The sequence below is a fragment of the [Clostridium] hylemonae DSM 15053 genome (assembly GCF_008281175.1).
In the GTDB taxonomy this organism is placed as follows: Bacteria; Bacillota; Clostridia; order Lachnospirales; family Lachnospiraceae; genus Extibacter; species Extibacter hylemonae.
On the sequence record NZ_CP036524.1, the window covers coordinates 2,341,140 to 2,358,190 of the forward strand.

The window sequence follows — 17,051 nt, forward strand, 5'->3', positions numbered from 1 at the left end:
AACTACCGCGGTTAAAGCGGCAGTTCCGGTCTCTTCTCTTGCTTATGAGCAGAGCGGATACTTTTCCGTAAGCCCTGCCACAAGCTCTTTTGCTTTTCCTATATTATCTTCGCTTTTTATGACAAGTGCGATCGCTTCCGCAATGACATCCATGTCAGCTTCCTTCATCCCTCTCGTCGTCACCGCCGGTGTTCCCAGTCTTACTCCACTCGTCACAAACGGGGAGCGGGGATCATTTGGAATGGTATTTTTGTTGCACGTGATATGTGCCTCATCAAGACGCCTCTCCAGCTCTTTACCTGTAACTTCTTCTGTGCTTAAGTCCACGAGCATGAGATGGTTGTCCGTACCTCCGGATACGATCTTTACCCCTCTGTCCATAAGCCCTTTGCAGAGAGCCTGGGCATTGTCAATGATCTGCTGCTGATATACTTTGAATTCCGGCTTAAGCGCCTCCTTGAAGCAGACTGCCTTTCCTGCGATCACATGTTCCAGCGGCCCGCCCTGCGTTCCCGGGAATATGGCTTTGTCAAAGTGAAACTTCTCCTCTGCTTCTCTGTTGCTGAGGATCATACCGCCCCTTGGCCCGCGCAGTGTTTTGTGCGTTGTCGTCGTCACCACATCAGCATACGGTATCGGGCTTGGATGAAGTCCCGCCGCCACAAGTCCGGCTATATGGGCCATATCCACCATCAGGTATGCACCCGCTTCATCGGCGATCTCCCGGAACTTTTTAAAATCTATGATCCTCGCATATGCGCTGGCTCCTGCAATGATAAGCTTCGGTCTCTCACGGAGCGCGATCTCCCGTACTTCGTCATAATCGATAACACCGTCATCGTTCACGCCGTAAGATACAATATCAAAATACTTTCCGGAAAAATTCACCGGTGAACCGTGCGTCAGGTGTCCTCCATGGTCGAGATTCATTCCAAGCACCTTATCGCCGGGATCCACCATTGCAAAATATACCGCCAGATTAGCCTGCGCTCCGGAATGAGGCTGTACATTCACATAATCGCAGCCGAACAGCTTTTTCGCCCGCTCCCGCGCCAGATCTTCCACTACATCTACGCACTGGCATCCGCCGTAATAACGCTTTCCCGGATACCCTTCCGCATACTTGTTCGTAAGGGGACTTCCCATGGCTGCCATCACAGCCTTGCTCACCCAGTTCTCAGAAGCGATCAGCTCGATGTGGGAATTCTGCCGCTCCATCTCTGAACGGATGGCTTCTGCTATTTCACTGTCTGCTTTCTTAATTTCGTCAAATGTATACATGTTCGTACCTCCCAGGCAATTGCTGTATATTTACGTTACCTACAGGTACATTATATCATTATTGCGTACTTGTTCCAAGGGTTACTTCTACACTGCTTTCTTTATACTCTCCGCTCTTGTCCGGAGTCTGCACAGTAAGTGTTACCTTCTCTCCCGCTTTATAATACTGAAGTTGTTCTTTCAGCGTATCCATGCTGTTGACCGTCGTGCCGTCAAGCCCGGTGATGATGCTTCCCTTTGCCAGCCCTGCCTTTTCAGCTCCGCCGCCGTTTACAACTTTCGATATATAGACGCCGGTCGGCATATTGTACATCTGAGCGCTCTCGGTGTTGACATCCACACCTTCAATTCCAAGATAGCCCTGCTCACCTTCCGCCACCTTCGTCCGTGTTTCTTTATTCATCAGATTCTGGATAATGCTGCTCGCATCAGATATCGGTATCGCGTAACCCATACCTTCCACCGTGTCGGTGGCTACCTTGATCGAGTTGATACCGATGACTTCACCGTTGGCGTTGAGAAGCGCGCCGCCGCTGTTGCCCGGATTGATGGCAGCGTCCGTCTGGATCAGTTCACCGTCGTAAGTGTCAAGTTCTCTGTTCGTCGCAGAAATAATTCCCGTTGTCACAGACTGGCCGTAACCGAGCGCATTGCCGATCGCGATGGCAGGTTCCCCGACCTTGAGCTTCGTGGAATCTCCGAGCGTTGCCACCGCGATGGCGTCCATCGTAGAACTCTTGATGGAATCAAGGGGCACTGCGATCACCGCAAGATCCTTCGCCGCGTCTGTACCTTTTACATTGGCCTCTACACTCTCTTCATCGATAAAAGATACGGTAAGTGTATTGCTCCCTTCCACCACATGATTATTCGTCACGATGAGAAGTTCGTCGTCATTTTGTCCTACGATGATGCCGGAACCAACGCTCTTGCTTTCCTGCTCCTGCACGCCGCCGAAGAAATTCTGCACCTGCTGCACACTCATGTTTGTGATCGATACTACAGACGGCATTGCCTTGTCGGCTATATCCGCAATATCAGAATTTACAGTGCTGTTCGTTGTTGTGTTAAGCTTTGTGCTGCCGACGGTTGAAGTCTGCTTTGCCGTCTTTTTGCCGCCCGTACCGAAGACCTTATCTCCCACGACATTGCTCGTCTGGAACGCGGCGCTTGCCACAAGACCGAAGACAAGCGCGGAACATACGAGCTTCACCCACTTCGGCGCCGTCTTCTTCACCCGCGTTGGCTTACCGTCAAACCCGCCGGCCGGCCCATTCATATTCTCCTGTTCCGGATTATAATAATTATATTGATTGTCCATATATAAGACTCCTTTCATTTTTAATTGTCATATGAACAGTTCTGTTTAACTGTTTATGTATGTAGTGTACTGTGTAATTGTGTTCAATCTGTGATAAAATCATGAGAAAATCGTTAAATGTCAAAAAAAGAGAGGAAATCCGCTTCCCGGATTTTCTCTCTTTCAAATCTGCAGTCATGTCGGGGACATTTTACGGCTGCGCCTCCTCCAGAAATCTTCTTATCTCACTTGCTTTTCCCACGAGAGACCCCTGCACCATCTCTGGTTTTCCGCCGCCTTTTCCGGAGAACCTGTCGTTCAGCTCTCTGCAGAGCTGCCGCACATCCTCTGTTCTGCTGCCGATGACGTAACGGTACCCTTCTTCGTCCGTCCCCGCCAGCACCGCACATACACGCGCGCCCCTGTCAAGCAGCAGGTTCATAAGCTCTCTCGGCCCGTTTCCGGACAGTTCCGGATCAAACACTGCAGCAACTGCTCCGTCCGTACTGATCTCTGCAGCCTTATATGTGAGCATCTTCTGCTGAAGGGAAGCGATCTTTCCTTTCTGCCGGACCTGTTCCTCTTTCAGATGCCCCACAGCTTCCGCAGTCTCTTCCTCCCGGGCACAGAGAAGCGCTGATATCGCCTTTACATTGCATTCTTTTTGCCGGTAGTCTCTGAGCGCCCGGAAACCGCACAGCATGCTGATGCGCTCTCCGCCTTTATAATTCACCATATCCGTCAGCTTGATAAGGCCGATCTCCCCGGTCTTATCCATATGAGGCGCGCAGCACGCACAGACATCATATCCCGGCACAGTCACGATACGTACCTGCCCCTCGATCTCTATCTTACTTCTGTAATCTATGTGCTCCAGTTCCTCTTTTGACGGATAAGACACCTGGATGTCCAGGTTCCGGAACACAGCTTCATTCGCCATCGTCTCGATCCCGCACAGTTCCTCCCGCGTGATCGGGCCGTTAAAGTCAAGCGTGCAGTAATCACTCCCGAGATGGAACCCTACATTGTCATAGCCGAACTTTTGGTGGATGAGCCCGGAGACGATATGTTCTCCTGAGTGCTGCTGCATCTTCTCAAACCGCTCGTCCCAGTCGATCGTCCCCTTCACTTTTGTTCCCGGTACGAGAGGCCCGCCGGCCGTGTGAAAGATAACGCCCTCTTTTTCGTGTGCATCCGTGACCCTCACACCGCCGATCCATCCGGTATCCGCATACTGGCCGCCGCCTTCCGGGAAAAATGCCGTCTCGTCAAGCACGATCTTATACTGCTCCCCGAATGGTTCGCACGCCAGCACTTCCGCCTCAAATTCTCTCATATGGCTGTCTTCATAAAATAACTTTCGTGTCATCTTATCCACCCTCTCCTACATTCTCTCCGGGGCCTCAAAGCCTAGCAGATCAATGCACGCTTCCAGCACCCGCTTCGTGAGTACGAGCAGAGCGATGCAGCTGCTTTTTCTGTTCTCATCCTCCTGCGCGAGTATCTTAGTCTCGTGGTAAAAACGGTTGAACACATTTGCCAGGTCATAGATGTAGGCACAGATTTTGTGCGGCGCCAGTTCCTCGAACGCGGTCTGGATCACTTCACTGTATCTGGCGGCCTCCAGCATCAGCGCCTTCTCACTCTCCGAGCAGACCCCTTGCATTTTGATCCCGCTGAGCGTACCGCCGTTTTCCTCATATTTGTTCAGGATCGATTTGATCCGCACGATCGTGTATAGGATGTACGGCCCTGTATTTCCCTCAAAGGAAGTAAACCTGTCCACATCGAACACATAGTCCTTTGATGCCTGGTTGGACAGATCTCCGTATTTGATGGCGGACATGCCGACTGTCTTCGCTGTCCGCGCCGCATTTTCCTCCGATACGGTACGGTTATCGGATATCTTCTTATACATTTCTTCCTCGATCTCCGCGATCAGGTTTTCAAGGCGCATGACACCGCCTTCTCTCGTTTTGAACGGCTTTCCGTCCTTCCCGTTCATCGTGCCGAACCCGAGAAACCGAAGCTTCGTTTCTTCCGGGACGATCCCCGCTTTTTTTGCGGCGCGGAATATCTGGACAAAATGCAGTTCCTGCCGCTTGTCCACTACATATATGATCTCATCCGGATGATAATCCTCTTCCCTCTGAACAAGCGTCGCAAGGTCTGTCGTTCCATAGAGGGAAGCTCCGTCCGACTTCTGGATCATACACGGAGGCACCTCCTTCGTGTCGGTCTCCTCCTGCACGTCGATCACAAGCGCGCCGTCGTCCATATGGGCGTACCCTTCTTCTTTCAGCCGTCTCAGCATATCAGGGATATATTTCTGGGCGTCCGCTTCTCCCTTCCACAGATCAAAGCAGACATCGAGGTTTTCATAATTCTTCTTCAAGTCTGCCACGGATACATTCATGATATGATTCCATATGGCTGTATATCCCCTGTGCCCATTCTGCAGAAGATATGTTGCGTTTAATGCCTGCTCACGGTAAGCCTCATCCTCCTTTGCCCTGCCGCTGGCAGTCGGATATATCTCTTCGAGTTCGGAGATGGTAAACGGCGCGTCCTCCGGGTACTCCCCGTCAAAGCTGTCATCAAAGTAAGGAAGTTCCGGCCTGCGGCTCTTAAGCTCTGTGATGATAAGACCCATCTGGTATCCCCAGTCACCGAGATGAATATCCCCGAGCACCTCATGTCCCATCGCTCTTGCGATACGTTTCAGGCTTTCGCCGATGATCGCCGAGCGCAGGTGGCCGACATGGAGCGGCTTAGCCACGTTCGGTCCGCCGTAATCGACGATGATCATCTTCGGTTCTTCGGCCCTGGAAAGTCCGAGTGCATGATCCTCATTCATACCGTTCAGATAATCAGCCACAAACGACTCCTTCAGCCGGATATTGATAAAGCCCGGGTTCACAGCCTCCGCTTCCTTTATACATGCGCTCTTTGCCAGATTTGCAGTCACTTCGCTGGCGATCACTGCGGGCGCTTTCCTGTACGTCTTTGCACCGGCCATAGCCCCGTTACACTGGTATTCACACAGATCGGGACGGTTGGACAGCGTTACTTTAGCATACGCTCTGTCATAACCCGCTTTCTCGAACGCTTCCTCCATCTCCTTCTCTATGAGATCAATAATTTTCTCCATTTTTGCTCCTCCTTGCATATATGGCTTCTATATAAGAAAAACTTGAATATAACGTATTTTACCTAGTTATTCTATCATAAGGAAAGTGCTGCAACAACCTTATTTTAAATCTGCTGTTGCAAAACCTTCCACAACATGGTATTATATCAATAACAATTACTATTATCGAATTCAAGGAGGTCATCATATGAACAAAAATGTATTTCGCAACTTATCCTACGGCGTCTATATCATATCTACACTGGACGGGGAACGCGGCACAGGCTGTGTCGCCAACAGCATCATGCAGATCACGTCAGAACCGGCCACTATCGCGCTCAGCATGAACCATGACAACTTTACCAATTCCTGCATCGCCGCAAGCGGTAAATTCGCAGTATCTATACTGTCAGAGACATCTGCTTCTTCCCTCATCGGCCAGTTTGGTTTCCAGTGCGGCAAAGATGTGGATAAGTTTGACGGCGTCGGCTTTACCGTAAAAGAAGGACTTCCCGTCATCGACGACTCCTGCGGCTATATTGTCTGTAACGTCATTGACACGATGGAAACCTCCACTCACACCGTTTTTCTCGGCGAGGTCATAGACGGGGACATTCTCGGAGACGCTCCGGCCATGACCTATGCATATTATCATAATGTCGTAAAAGGAAAGAGTCCGAAAAACGCACCCACCTATCTTCCGGAAGACAAAGAAGAATCCGGCGATGGCGGAAAATGGGTGTGCAGCGTATGCGGCTATGTCTACGACGGTCCGACGCCCTTTGAAGAGCTTCCGGATTCCTACAAATGTCCGGTCTGCGGCCAGGGAAAAGACAAGTTTTGCAGACAGGAATAAATGAGTAAAAAGAGAGGTATACAACAGTGATAAAAATAGGTTCCCACGTCAGCATGAGCGGAAAAGACATGCTGCTTGGCTCTGCAAAAGAGGCGGCTTCCTACGGCGCCGATACTTTTATGGTCTTTACCGGTGCGCCACAGAACACAAAGCGAAAAGACATAAGCGAACTCAATATCGACCCCGCCTGGGATTATATGGACAGTCATAATATAAGCGATATCATCATCCACGCGCCGTACATCATCAATCTGGGCAATACTGTCAATGAGCGGACATACGAACTGGCCGTAGAATTTCTCCGTATGGATCTTATGCGCAGCGCCGCCTGCAGGAGCAGGACTCTCGTCCTCCATCCGGGCGCCCATGTCGGCGAGGGTGCGGACAAAGGCATCGCGCAGATCGTAAAGGGGCTCAATGAAATACTGACGCCTGAGACGCCTGTCAATATCGCACTTGAGACGATGGCCGGCAAAGGTTCTGAGATCGGCCGCACGTTTGAAGAACTGGCACGCATCTATGACGGCGTTGTCTGCAGCGATAAACTAAGAGTATGTTTTGACACATGCCATACACATGACAGCGGATATGATATCGTTCATGATTTTGACGGCGTCATGGATCACTTCGACAAAGTGATCGGCAAAGACCAGATCGCTGTATTTCACATCAATGACAGCCGTAATCCGCAGGGTGCGGGAAAAGACAGACATACGAATATCGGAAGCGGAGAGATCGGTTTTGATGCGCTCTCCTACATTGTGCACCATCCTGATTTTCTCCATGTGCCGAAGATACTGGAGACACCATATATCCCGTCTCTCGAAAACCCCAAAAAAACTTATCCGCCCTACAGGCATGAACTGGCTATGCTCCGGGCAGGCAGATTCGATCCCCATCTTGAAGAAAATGTGCGGAATGACTACGAACACGAGCGTGTTCAGTGACCGTTTTTTTGTAAAACAACATACGATCCCGGCAGAAATTTTGTATCTGCCGGGATTTTATGTTGTTTTATATACCAATCTTCCACATTCACTTGACATTTCCCTCTTTTTGTATTATTGTATTACATAGATAATACAATAATGTTATCCTTAGAAACGAGGTGATTACATGCCATGGGATTTAGATAACGGACGCCCCATCTACCTGCAGCTTATGGAAAAGATCCAGCAGGATATCATATCGGGCATATATAAACCGGGTGATAAACTCCCGTCGGTGCGGGATCTTGCACTGGATGCCGCCGTTAATCCGAACACAATGCAGAAGGCACTGTCCGAGCTGGAACGCAGCGGGCTGGTTTATTCCCAGAGAACAAGCGGACGCTTTATAACGGAGGATGAGAGAATGCTGAAACAGATGAAAACAGAACTGGCCTCAGAACATATCAGAGATTTTTTTGAAAAAATGAAACAGCTTGGCTTTCAGGAGGATGAAACTCTTCTGTTGATCCAGGATGCACTAAAGGGGGAACACTAATATGAATCCAATTTTGGAATGCCACAGTCTTTCCAAAAGATACGGCAATAACTTCTATGCCCTGAACAATCTGAACCTCTCTGTTGAGCGCGGACAGATCGTGGGACTGCTTGGGCCGAACGGAAGCGGAAAGACCACTTTTATCAAGCTTATAAACGATATTCTCGTGCCTACTTCCGGAAAGATATTGATAGACGGAAAGGAACCGGGCGTAGAGACTAAGAAGATCGTATCCTATCTTCCAGACCGTATCCATCTGGACGACTCCATGAAGATAAAGGACATGATCGCTTATTATACCGACTTTTACAGCGACTTTGTAACAGACAGGGCATACCGTATGCTCACCGACCTTGAGATAGACGTCAACAAGCGGCTGAAAACCTTCTCAAAAGGCACAAAGGAAAAAGTCCAGCTCGTACTCGCCATGAGCCGCGATGCCCAGCTCTATGTTCTCGATGAGCCGATCGGCGGAGTGGATCCGGCGGCAAGAGACTATATACTGCAGACGATACTGAGTAACTACAATGAAAATGCAACAGTTGTCATATCCACGCATTTGATCCACGATATTGAAAATATACTGGACCGTGTCATATTTATCCGTCAGGGCCAGCTCGTACTCAACGCCACAGTGGATGAGATACGTACAGACCACGGCAAATCCGTGGATGCGCTGTTCAGGGAGGTGTTCAGATGTTAGGAAAACTGATCAAATATGACTTGAAAGCACTGAACCGGTTTCTGGTCATCATACATGCTTTTCTCATACTGTCCGCGCTTGCGGGAAGGTTTTTCCTCACGAGCCGGATCCAGTTTACAGAAGTGTCTGACACGACATCGCTCATGATGATGCTTTGCTTTACGCTCTATTTCCTTATCGTGGCCGGAGTTGTGTTTGGAACCGAGATGATAATCGCCGTCAAGTTCTATAAAAACCTGTTCTCAAACGAAGGATACTTAAGCCGTACGCTGCCGGTGACGCCAGGCCAGCATCTGCTCGCCAAGACCATCGCCGGGACTGTCTGGTGCATCATAGACGTTGTGCTTATCTTCCTGTCACTGTGGATCGTGATCATGACACCGTCCGTCACATCGGCATATAACGCAAACAAAGCCGAAGTACTGGATCAGCTTGGGATCACCGGGGATATCACCCCTGCATTCCTTATTGGCTCTCTCGTTCTTATCGTGCTCATCGGAGCCGTCAGCAGTGTGGTCATGATATACGCTTCCATCGCAATGGGGCAGCTCTTTTCAAACCACAGGATACTGGGGGCCGTCGTCTCTTACTTCATCATAACGACTGTCTTATCCATCTTCAGCCTGCTCGTCATGACAGTCACCGGATTCTTCTCCCGGTACATGCCGGCAGCATCGCAGAACGGAACACTTGATTTTAACTTTGCCGAGTATATGATATATCTCTGTAAAGTAACAGTGGGACTTTCCATTGTCACATCCATTCTGCTTTATATTTTTACGTATTACATTCTCAGAAAGAAAACGAACCTGCAGTAAAATGCGGCAAAAAGCCATCTCTGCCCGAAAGTATACGGAAGAGATGGCTTTTTTACGTTCTACAGCAAACTATACGGTATGAAAAGACTCTAAAACACAGCCTGGATAAGAAACATATATAAAATAGTCCCTGCTCCGATGCTGAGCAGATTGTTGCGCTTCCACACGTGAAGTCCCGCCGTCACGATGACAGCCAGAGCCTCCGGTACGCCGTGAGGTTCTGCCAGTACAGGAGTCGTTCTCAGGCAGTACACGACGAGCATTCCGATGACCGCAGGTGTGAGCACCTTGCCGAGATACTGTACGACACGCGGTATCTCCTTCCCCTTCGGAAACAGGAGAAAAGGAACGACACGCGTCGCAAAGGTCGTACCCGCAACGGCAAGAATGATGAGAAATGACATGGTCACACTTATGGGCATTGTACTTCCTCCCTCCTCTCAAGTCTTGTGCGCATCATAAACAGAACAAGAACGATGAGCAGCATGGACGGCAGCACAAACTTATCCGCGCCGAATATCTGAAGGCAGATAAAAGCAGCCGCAATTCCGACGACCGCAGGTGTCCTGTTCCTTCTGTCCATCCACTGTTCCACAAATATCACGACAAACAGCGCCGTCATGGCAAAGTCGATCCCCTCCGAATTAAAAGGCAGAAGGCTGCCGGCCAGGCCGCCTATGGCAGAACCGATGATCCAGTATGACTGGTCCATGAGAGAGATGGCAAACAGGAACTTCTCTTCTTCCACGCCGTCCGGCACCTTTGTCGTACAGAGAAGGGAATACGTTTCATCTGTAAGGCCAAAGATCATGTACCAGCGCTTTTTCCCCATATTGTTGAACTTCTCCAGGAGGGAAATGCCATAAAAAATATGGCGTACATTGACCATCAGCGTCATAAAAATGACCTGGAGAAACGAAATACCCGGCACGAAAAAGTTCACCGCCAGATATTGTCCCGAACCTGCATATACGAGCAGACTCATGAGCACTGCCCACAAAAAAGAATACCCTTTTTCCGCATACATAACTCCAAACGCAATTCCGATAAAGATATATCCTGTCATAACCGGAATCGTATATGGAAATGCCTTTTTAAATGCCTTCCTGTAACCCGACATCTTCCCTCATCCCATCCTTTGTATTTTTTAAAAAATCAGACCTCTGGAGATACAGAGGTCTGGCTTAACTTACACTATTCATTACTGCTTGTCCCGGTAGAATCTTCATATGCATTCTTCAGATCCGCCAATGCTTCCCTGAGCAGTGCGTCAGATTCAACGGCGCTTTGATACTGCGCGGACGTCTCATCCAGCAGCTTTTTCACATCATCCTGGCCGGCCACTTCACGGACAGAGTTCTTCAGCTCCTTGTCCTCCACAGACTGGCTCACGTGATATTTGCCGCTCTCTTTGTTTTTTTCCACATACAGCGTACCTAATCCCGGAACACCCGTGTAGATATCTTTTATCTTCATATCATATTTGACAAATGCCACATATGAATCCTTGTATTTTCCTGATTTTGTATAGACCTGTACATTGTCGTAGGACTCGACAAAATCCGAATTTTCTGCCAGACGCGCGTAGTACGATTTCACCACATCTGTCACTTCCGGGTACTCTTCCAGTCTCAGCGGATTTGTCTCTATGCTGTCATATCCTTTGTTTTCCGCTTTGATATCCTGGGAACTTGTCTTTTGTGCTTTCTGGACTTTCTCTTCCGTAAGATTGAACCCAACCACACCGAGCGCCAGCACGAGCAGCATAACGGCTATGATAATATTAGCCCTCCTGTACTTCTTAAGCCGGCCGGAGCAGTCTTTCCATCTTGCTTTCATAAGACTCCCTCCATTGTAAGCACTTTTTTAAGTACACACCCGGGCGGATTCGAACCGCCGCTCCCGCCTCCGGAGGGCGGTGCTCTATCCCCTGAGCTACGGGTGCATAATTTGTCCTATATGAAATTGCCTTTGTAATATTATCATATTTCCTTCATAAAGTAAAGGAAATATCTTCGACAAAATGAAAAGTTTATATGTATTCCATCTTCTCAAAGTAGCGCATCAGTATATCCGCGCAGTTTTCCACACCCAGATCGGAAGTGTTCAGTATCATATGGTAGTTGTTGACATCTCCCCACGCCTTGCCCGTATGTTCATGATAATACAGGGCGCGCTCCTCATCTGTCCGCTCTACCTTCTCTTTCGCTTCCTCATAGGTGATGCTGTCTTTCTCCATGATCCGCTTTATCCTGTCCTCTTTATCCGCGCACACGTAGATATTGAACACATTCTTTCTGTCTTTCAATATCTCGGATGCACAGCGCCCGAGAATGATACACGGCTTCTCAGCCAGCTCCCTGATCACTTCCACCTCAGATTCATAGATATTCTTATACAGTTCCTGTTCCACGTTGACCTTGTCATATACAGGTATTCCGATCCTCTCGGAGAGTTGTTGTGCAATAATGCTCGCCCCTGTCCCGTATCGACGGCTCATAGTTATTACCAGTTTCATACCGATTCCTCCTTAGCAGTGCAGATTGTGAACAGTTTCATTATAGCACCTTGCCGGCAAAAAGGGTATCCTCTTTTGTAAACTTAATATTTCAGCCCCTCCAGGTCTTCCCCCGGATAAACGATCTTCTGAACATACGCCTCCATGATCTCCCATATATTGCCGCACACATTAAAGATCGTCCAGTTGTCGATCTCAAAGACGCGCTTCCAGCTTTCCACAATACGCCGTTCTTCCTCCGGATACATGCCCTTGTAGCGCCCCTCAAAGAATTCAAACCCGTTGGATATGCCAAGAAGCTTAAGATGCTCTCTGTAAGATGCCGCATCCTGCTCATCTTTCGGCAGATATATCCGATTGAGCACATAATCCCATTTTGCCTCATCAAAATATATGACCTTTTCCTTCGGCACTTCGAGCACATACACGACGGTGCCGTCGATCGGCTTCAGACAGTTTTCCGCACTGATAGAACACCAGATGGGAGCTTTCACATCCCCCGGTTTCGGCACCCTGCGGGCCGCCTCTTTCGTAAACCAGTCATAGCTTTCGAGAAACAGGGGCGCGATATCACCAAAATGCATCTCCACATATATTCTCTGGTTGATAATGCGCCCCTGCCTCTTCAGCGGAAGCAGCGTCTTGTCGTTCTGCCTCGTATATAACCTGACTGTATCCTGTCCCATTCCATCACCCTCCTTTTGTTTTATTCTAACATCCGGAACGGCCGCTGAAAAGGAACATATGTTTTACTCCTGAAGTTTTTTCAATTTCCGGTCATAATAATATGCGTTGTCTGACAGCACATCCTCCTCTTCCACCTGCGTCGCGTTGATCTCCGCCACCATATTTGCCAGTTCGCTCTTGCCCGGCGCTTCGCTCTCCGGTATGATGATCATCTCGTGGATACTGCTTGGAAGTACATAATAGTTTTCTTTCAGATGATCTCCCACACGGCCGAGCACGCCGTCATACATGACCACCGCGGCGCCGAAACTTCTCAGTGTATTGCTCAGCACGTACATAACGTCCCTCCCCGGCATCTCCCGGCTTCCGTCAAGCTCCGCTATCACTTCTTTCATCGTCTTGAATTCGCATGGAAGAAGCCGTTTTGTGTTACGGCATGCCTGCCGGTATATGTCCTCCCGGCTCACATTCCACCCTTTCAAATGTTCCTTTCTGACCATCATTGCCGCGGTACCGTAGGCATTCAATTCAAGCAGCACATAAAACACCGCGGCCATGTCGAGATATGGTTCAAACGGTGCGTCCGTCAGCATTGTTTTATTTTTTTCCTTATTGATAAGACGGTATACGATCTTTTCTTTTACGGATTCGTAGCTGCGCAGCTCATCTTTTTCCCAGGAATGGCTGAAACGCACCTCATTGTAGAGTCTCACTATATCCGCGGCGATCTCTTCCAGTGTCCCGCCGTTCAGGAATTGTTCATAGTATTCTTCCAGATATATGGCGGGCGATATATTGACTCCCTGCCTCGTCAGCATGATTCCTTTTCTCTCTCTTCCGTTATTCTTGACTGCTGTGTGGATACACACCGCCGTACCGGCGCCGCACTCTCCGCTCACTTTTCTTTTGACATCCTGCACAAACTGATCGTAATTCATATGACTCCTTTCTTTGTGCAGCAGTATTGTGTTGGCTGTTTTTTCGGATATCCGGCAGAATATGCCTGGATCAGTCCGGTCTCTGTGCCCGGTCTGTATGAATATATTGAAAACTAAATGGACGGGCCGTATGATACAGCCCTGAAATATTATGGTACATCTATTATAAAAAAGCCCTGCATAAATTGCAAGGCTTTCTTTCATGTTCTTTTATTGCGGACGGGCCGATGACTATATATGATACATAGTACCTGGCCTGGCAGAATTCTACAGCAGAGAACTATACTCTGGACAGATATTCTCCTGTACGTGTGTCGATCTTCAGCTTGTCTCCCTGCTCTACAAACAGAGGTACCATAACCTGGGCGCCTGTCTCGACGATAGCCGGCTTAGTAGCTCCCTGGGCCGTGTCGCCCTTGAATCCGGGCTCCGTCTCGATGATATCAAGCTCAACCGTGATCGGAGGCTCGATCGAAAATACATTGCCCTGATAAGAGATAACTTTTACATTCTCGTTTTCTTTTACAAATTTAAGCGACTCTCCTACTGTGTCCGCGTTAACGGCGATCTGGTCGTATGTCTCTACATCCATAAAATAGAAAAGATCACTGTCTGAATAGAGATACTGCATCTCTTTCCTGTCAATATGTGCCTGTTCAAACTTCTCTGTCGGACGGAATGTCTTCTCGACGACCCCTCCGTTAATGATATTTTTCATCTTCGTACGTACGAAGGCGGCTCCCTTTCCTGGCTTTACATGCTGAAACTCCAGGATCTGGAAAATATTCCCCTCGATCTCTACGGTCAAACCGTTCTTAAAATCACCTGCTGATACCATGAATAATCCTCCTTAAAACGGTGCGCCTAACGCACCTGACGTTCTTTTTCACTTTTCTAATTCTATAATACATTCTGCCTTTTTTCAACCTTTTTTTACCTGTTCAGGCTCTTCTTATAAAAGTGCAGCACTATTTTTTCCAGACGGCGCTTCAGCACGATCTGGATCTCCTCCTTCGGATGGATCGGTTTTACGAGTATGTTGGGGATCCCTGCCCGCTTTGCCCCCCACACGTCGGTAAAAAGCTGGTCTCCGATAAATACTGTATTTTCCGGTCCGGTACCCATGATCTCCATGGCTTTCCTGTAGTTTTTTGCGGACGGTTTGTGGGCATTATAAATATAGTCCACCTGGATATTCCTGTTGAACATCTTAACCCTCGGCTCCTGATTGTTCGAGATGAGACAGCAGCCAAATCCGATCTTCTTAAGTCTTGCGAACAGTTCTTCCGCCCGCTCATCCGCCGGCGCCCCGTGGGGTACGAGCGTATTGTCAATGTCAAAGATAAGGCCCCTGACTCCTTCGCTGTACATTTTTTCAAAATCTATGACATAGGCAGACGTCACATATCTGTCCGGATAAAATTTATCAAACATTATTTGTCTTCCATTTCCGTAACGCGCTGTACAAGTTCTTCGCATATCTGAAGCACGTTTTTATTGTCTGTGTTGATCACGATGTCCGCGGCCGCCTCATACTTCTCGCGGCGCTGCTCCATCAGTTCGGAGATGCCTTCTACGTTCTTTCGTCCGTTGAGCACCGGCCTGTCATCGCTGTCTTTCACACGCTCATAGATAGTCTCAGGGCTGGCAGTGAGAAGCACGACTCTGCCGTTCTTCTTCATCTCAGCGACATTGCGTTCCCTGAGCGCCGCTCCGCCGCCGCAGGAGATCACGGTGTTTTTTCTGGACTGCATCTCTATGAGCAGATTTGTCTCCAGATTTCTGAAATATTCTTCCCCGTATGTGGCAAATATATCCGGGATACTCATTTCTTCCCTGTCTGCGATCACCTGGTCCATCTCTACGATGTCCATGGCAAACATGGTGCTCAGATAATCCGACACCGTCGTTTTGCCTGCTCCCATAAATCCGATGAGCACAATATTGTAATCAAACAGTTTTCTTGCCTGGATCCTCTTGCTGTTCTTCAGGATACACCGGAACACATCGTAGATCTCATCCTTATACTTATTGTCCGTCAGTTTTTCTTCCAGGCGCTGCTTCTGCTTCGCCTCCTGCTGAGGCTGCAGAATCGGCATTCCGTATGTCTCTTTGTACGCCATGATTTTTTCTACAACGGCATTCCGCTCTACCAATGCGTCAATAAGTTTATCATCGCACAGTGCCAGCTGCTCTCTGTACATCTCTAAATCATTCATATTTTTCTTTCTCTCCTGTTTTATACTGATCCGCTTTCACACCGGTATATTATAACAACTTTCCCGGCACAGCGCAACAATTATGGTTTATTTTTTCAGGCTGTAGTAGTCTTTTACGTACTCTGTGAACGCCTTTGCGACAGGCACCTGATACTTGTTTTTCAGCGTCACCATATAGATGAAGCGCCGGTAGTCCAGATCCTCGATCTCCAGGAAAGACGCCTTCATGCTGCGCACTGTGGCGGCGTCCGGAACGATGCCGACGCCGAAGCCTCTGGCCACAAGCCCTACCATGGCGCTGTCCTCATCCACCGTATAGACGATATCCGGCTTGATGCCGTAATCTTTGAATATCTGGCTTATGACGCCGCGCAGTCCGCTCCCTCTGTTAAAGAAAATCTGCGGATACGAAGCTATTTCCTCAAATCTCACACTCTTTTTTTCGGCCAGCGGATGTTCCGGCGGTACGGCGGCGATCAGCTTCTCCTGGGACACCGGGACAAAATCCAGCTCTTTTTCGCCTGTCACCATGGAACAGAAACCGATATCATACTTTTCCTCTTTCACACCTTCCACAATTTCCTTTGTGACTCCGTTGCTGAAACCAAACTCCACTTTTTTATCCCTGTTTGCTTCCAGAAAACCGGAAATGACCTCCGGGATAAACTCGCTTCCCTGCGTATATATGTAACCGATGTCAACCTTCCCGCTTCTTTCGCTCGTCATAGCCCTTGTCTTCTTGATCCCCGCATCGAGGATATCGAGAGCTTCCTCGGCATACTCCATAAACAGCCTCCCGTATTTGGTAAGGGCTACGTTTCTTCCCTGCCGTTCAAACAGGCTCGTGCCAAGTTCCTCCTCCAGTGACGATATGGCATGGCTCAGGCTCGGCTGGGTGATCGACAGTTTCTGGGCTGCATTTGTATAATGCTCCATATGTGCAAGTGTTACAAAGTAGTGCAATTGATTTAAATTCATAATCTGCCTCCTTTGTCTATTTTTTACAATCATACCACAATCCATAGAACAAATCTATCAAACAGTGCAAAAACATGAATTTGTTTTATCTTTAACAATATCTTATAATCCAACTATAGAACAGCTTTGAACGATATT

The 17,051-nt window shown here is 48.6% G+C and carries 19 protein-coding genes and 1 tRNA gene; 5 read left to right on the forward strand and 15 right to left on the reverse strand.

The genetic code is table 11. The features are described from left to right. Positions 1 to 42: 42 nt before the first annotated feature. The 4 genes from glyA to argS all read right to left on the reverse strand — a co-directional run bounded on the left by glyA (position 43) and on the right by argS (position 5,732). The gene (glyA, locus tag LAJLEIBI_RS10870; protein WP_006442092.1) at positions 43 to 1,281 is read right to left on the reverse strand and encodes a serine hydroxymethyltransferase; all 1,239 of its coding nucleotides are present in this window, start codon (positions 1,279 to 1,281) and stop codon (positions 43 to 45) included. 58 nt (positions 1,282 to 1,339) lie between these two features. Beyond that, positions 1,340 to 2,602 (reverse strand): S1C family serine protease, encoded by a 1,263-nt coding sequence (locus LAJLEIBI_RS10875; protein WP_040434721.1) that lies wholly within the window; start codon positions 2,600 to 2,602, stop codon positions 1,340 to 1,342. Between the two features lie 190 nt (positions 2,603 to 2,792). Beyond that, entirely contained in the window at positions 2,793 to 3,950 is a 1,158-nt protein-coding gene (locus LAJLEIBI_RS10880) for an alanyl-tRNA editing protein (protein WP_006442095.1), read from the reverse strand. Positions 3,951 to 3,965: 15 nt separating this feature from the next. Beyond that, complete coding sequence (gene argS / locus LAJLEIBI_RS10885) at positions 3,966 to 5,732, reverse strand: arginine--tRNA ligase (RefSeq protein ID WP_040434722.1); 1,767 nt, start codon at positions 5,730 to 5,732, stop codon at positions 3,966 to 3,968. A 187-nt stretch (positions 5,733 to 5,919) separates the two neighbouring features. Here argS and LAJLEIBI_RS10890 point away from each other — a divergent pair, with 187 nt between their 5' ends. The 5 genes from LAJLEIBI_RS10890 to LAJLEIBI_RS10910 all read left to right on the forward strand — a co-directional run bounded on the left by LAJLEIBI_RS10890 (position 5,920) and on the right by LAJLEIBI_RS10910 (position 9,573). Next, the gene (locus tag LAJLEIBI_RS10890) at positions 5,920 to 6,567 is read left to right on the forward strand and encodes a flavin reductase (protein ID WP_006442097.1); all 648 of its coding nucleotides are present in this window, start codon (positions 5,920 to 5,922) and stop codon (positions 6,565 to 6,567) included. A gap of 29 nt (positions 6,568 to 6,596) precedes the next feature. Continuing rightward, complete coding sequence (locus LAJLEIBI_RS10895) at positions 6,597 to 7,514, forward strand: deoxyribonuclease IV (protein ID WP_040435358.1); 918 nt, start codon at positions 6,597 to 6,599, stop codon at positions 7,512 to 7,514. A gap of 169 nt (positions 7,515 to 7,683) precedes the next feature. Further along, complete coding sequence (locus LAJLEIBI_RS10900) at positions 7,684 to 8,052, forward strand: GntR family transcriptional regulator (protein ID WP_006442100.1); 369 nt, start codon at positions 7,684 to 7,686, stop codon at positions 8,050 to 8,052. Between the two features lies 1 nt (position 8,053). Beyond that, on the forward strand, positions 8,054 to 8,755 hold the full coding sequence (locus tag LAJLEIBI_RS10905) for an ABC transporter ATP-binding protein (RefSeq protein ID WP_006442101.1): 702 nt from the start codon (positions 8,054 to 8,056) through the stop codon (positions 8,753 to 8,755). After that, entirely contained in the window at positions 8,749 to 9,573 is an 825-nt protein-coding gene (locus LAJLEIBI_RS10910; protein WP_006442102.1) for a hypothetical protein, read from the forward strand. The genes LAJLEIBI_RS10905 and LAJLEIBI_RS10910 overlap by 7 nt, the downstream gene beginning before the upstream one ends. A gap of 89 nt (positions 9,574 to 9,662) precedes the next feature. On the opposite strand, the gene LAJLEIBI_RS10915 is transcribed toward LAJLEIBI_RS10910, so the two are convergent. The 11 genes from LAJLEIBI_RS10915 to LAJLEIBI_RS10965 form a co-directional block, all read right to left on the reverse strand. Further along, positions 9,663 to 9,995: a branched-chain amino acid transporter permease gene (locus tag LAJLEIBI_RS10915; RefSeq protein ID WP_006442103.1), complete on the reverse strand. Its 333-nt coding sequence runs from the start codon at positions 9,993 to 9,995 to the stop codon at positions 9,663 to 9,665. Next, a complete protein-coding gene (locus LAJLEIBI_RS10920; RefSeq protein WP_006442104.1) occupies positions 9,986 to 10,693 on the reverse strand; it encodes an AzlC family ABC transporter permease in 708 nt (235 codons plus the stop codon). The genes LAJLEIBI_RS10915 and LAJLEIBI_RS10920 overlap by 10 nt, the downstream gene beginning before the upstream one ends. A 74-nt stretch (positions 10,694 to 10,767) precedes the next feature. Next, positions 10,768 to 11,412, reverse strand: coding sequence for a hypothetical protein (locus LAJLEIBI_RS10925; protein WP_006442105.1), 645 nt, complete (start codon positions 11,410 to 11,412; stop codon positions 10,768 to 10,770). A 34-nt stretch (positions 11,413 to 11,446) separates the two neighbouring features. Continuing rightward, positions 11,447 to 11,518: transfer RNA gene (locus LAJLEIBI_RS10930), tRNA-Arg, on the reverse strand. Positions 11,519 to 11,605: 87 nt separating this feature from the next. Beyond that, positions 11,606 to 12,091: a cytidylate kinase-like family protein gene (locus LAJLEIBI_RS10935; RefSeq protein WP_006442106.1), complete on the reverse strand. Its 486-nt coding sequence runs from the start codon at positions 12,089 to 12,091 to the stop codon at positions 11,606 to 11,608. A gap of 83 nt (positions 12,092 to 12,174) precedes the next feature. Then, entirely contained in the window at positions 12,175 to 12,777 is a 603-nt protein-coding gene (locus LAJLEIBI_RS10940; protein ID WP_006442107.1) for a DUF3841 domain-containing protein, read from the reverse strand. A 63-nt stretch (positions 12,778 to 12,840) separates the two neighbouring features. Beyond that, a complete protein-coding gene (locus LAJLEIBI_RS10945; RefSeq protein WP_040435359.1) occupies positions 12,841 to 13,716 on the reverse strand; it encodes a DUF5688 family protein in 876 nt (291 codons plus the stop codon). A 280-nt stretch (positions 13,717 to 13,996) separates the two neighbouring features. Continuing rightward, positions 13,997 to 14,554: an elongation factor P gene (gene efp / locus LAJLEIBI_RS10950; protein ID WP_006442109.1), complete on the reverse strand. Its 558-nt coding sequence runs from the start codon at positions 14,552 to 14,554 to the stop codon at positions 13,997 to 13,999. Between the two features lie 95 nt (positions 14,555 to 14,649). Further along, entirely contained in the window at positions 14,650 to 15,150 is a 501-nt protein-coding gene (locus LAJLEIBI_RS10955) for a YqeG family HAD IIIA-type phosphatase (RefSeq protein WP_006442110.1), read from the reverse strand. Next, positions 15,150 to 15,935: a shikimate kinase gene (locus LAJLEIBI_RS10960; protein WP_006442111.1), complete on the reverse strand. Its 786-nt coding sequence runs from the start codon at positions 15,933 to 15,935 to the stop codon at positions 15,150 to 15,152. The genes LAJLEIBI_RS10955 and LAJLEIBI_RS10960 overlap by 1 nt, the downstream gene beginning before the upstream one ends. Before the next feature lie 87 nt (positions 15,936 to 16,022). After that, positions 16,023 to 16,913 (reverse strand): LysR family transcriptional regulator, encoded by an 891-nt coding sequence (locus LAJLEIBI_RS10965; protein WP_040434723.1) that lies wholly within the window; start codon positions 16,911 to 16,913, stop codon positions 16,023 to 16,025. Positions 16,914 to 17,051 lie beyond the last annotated feature (138 nt).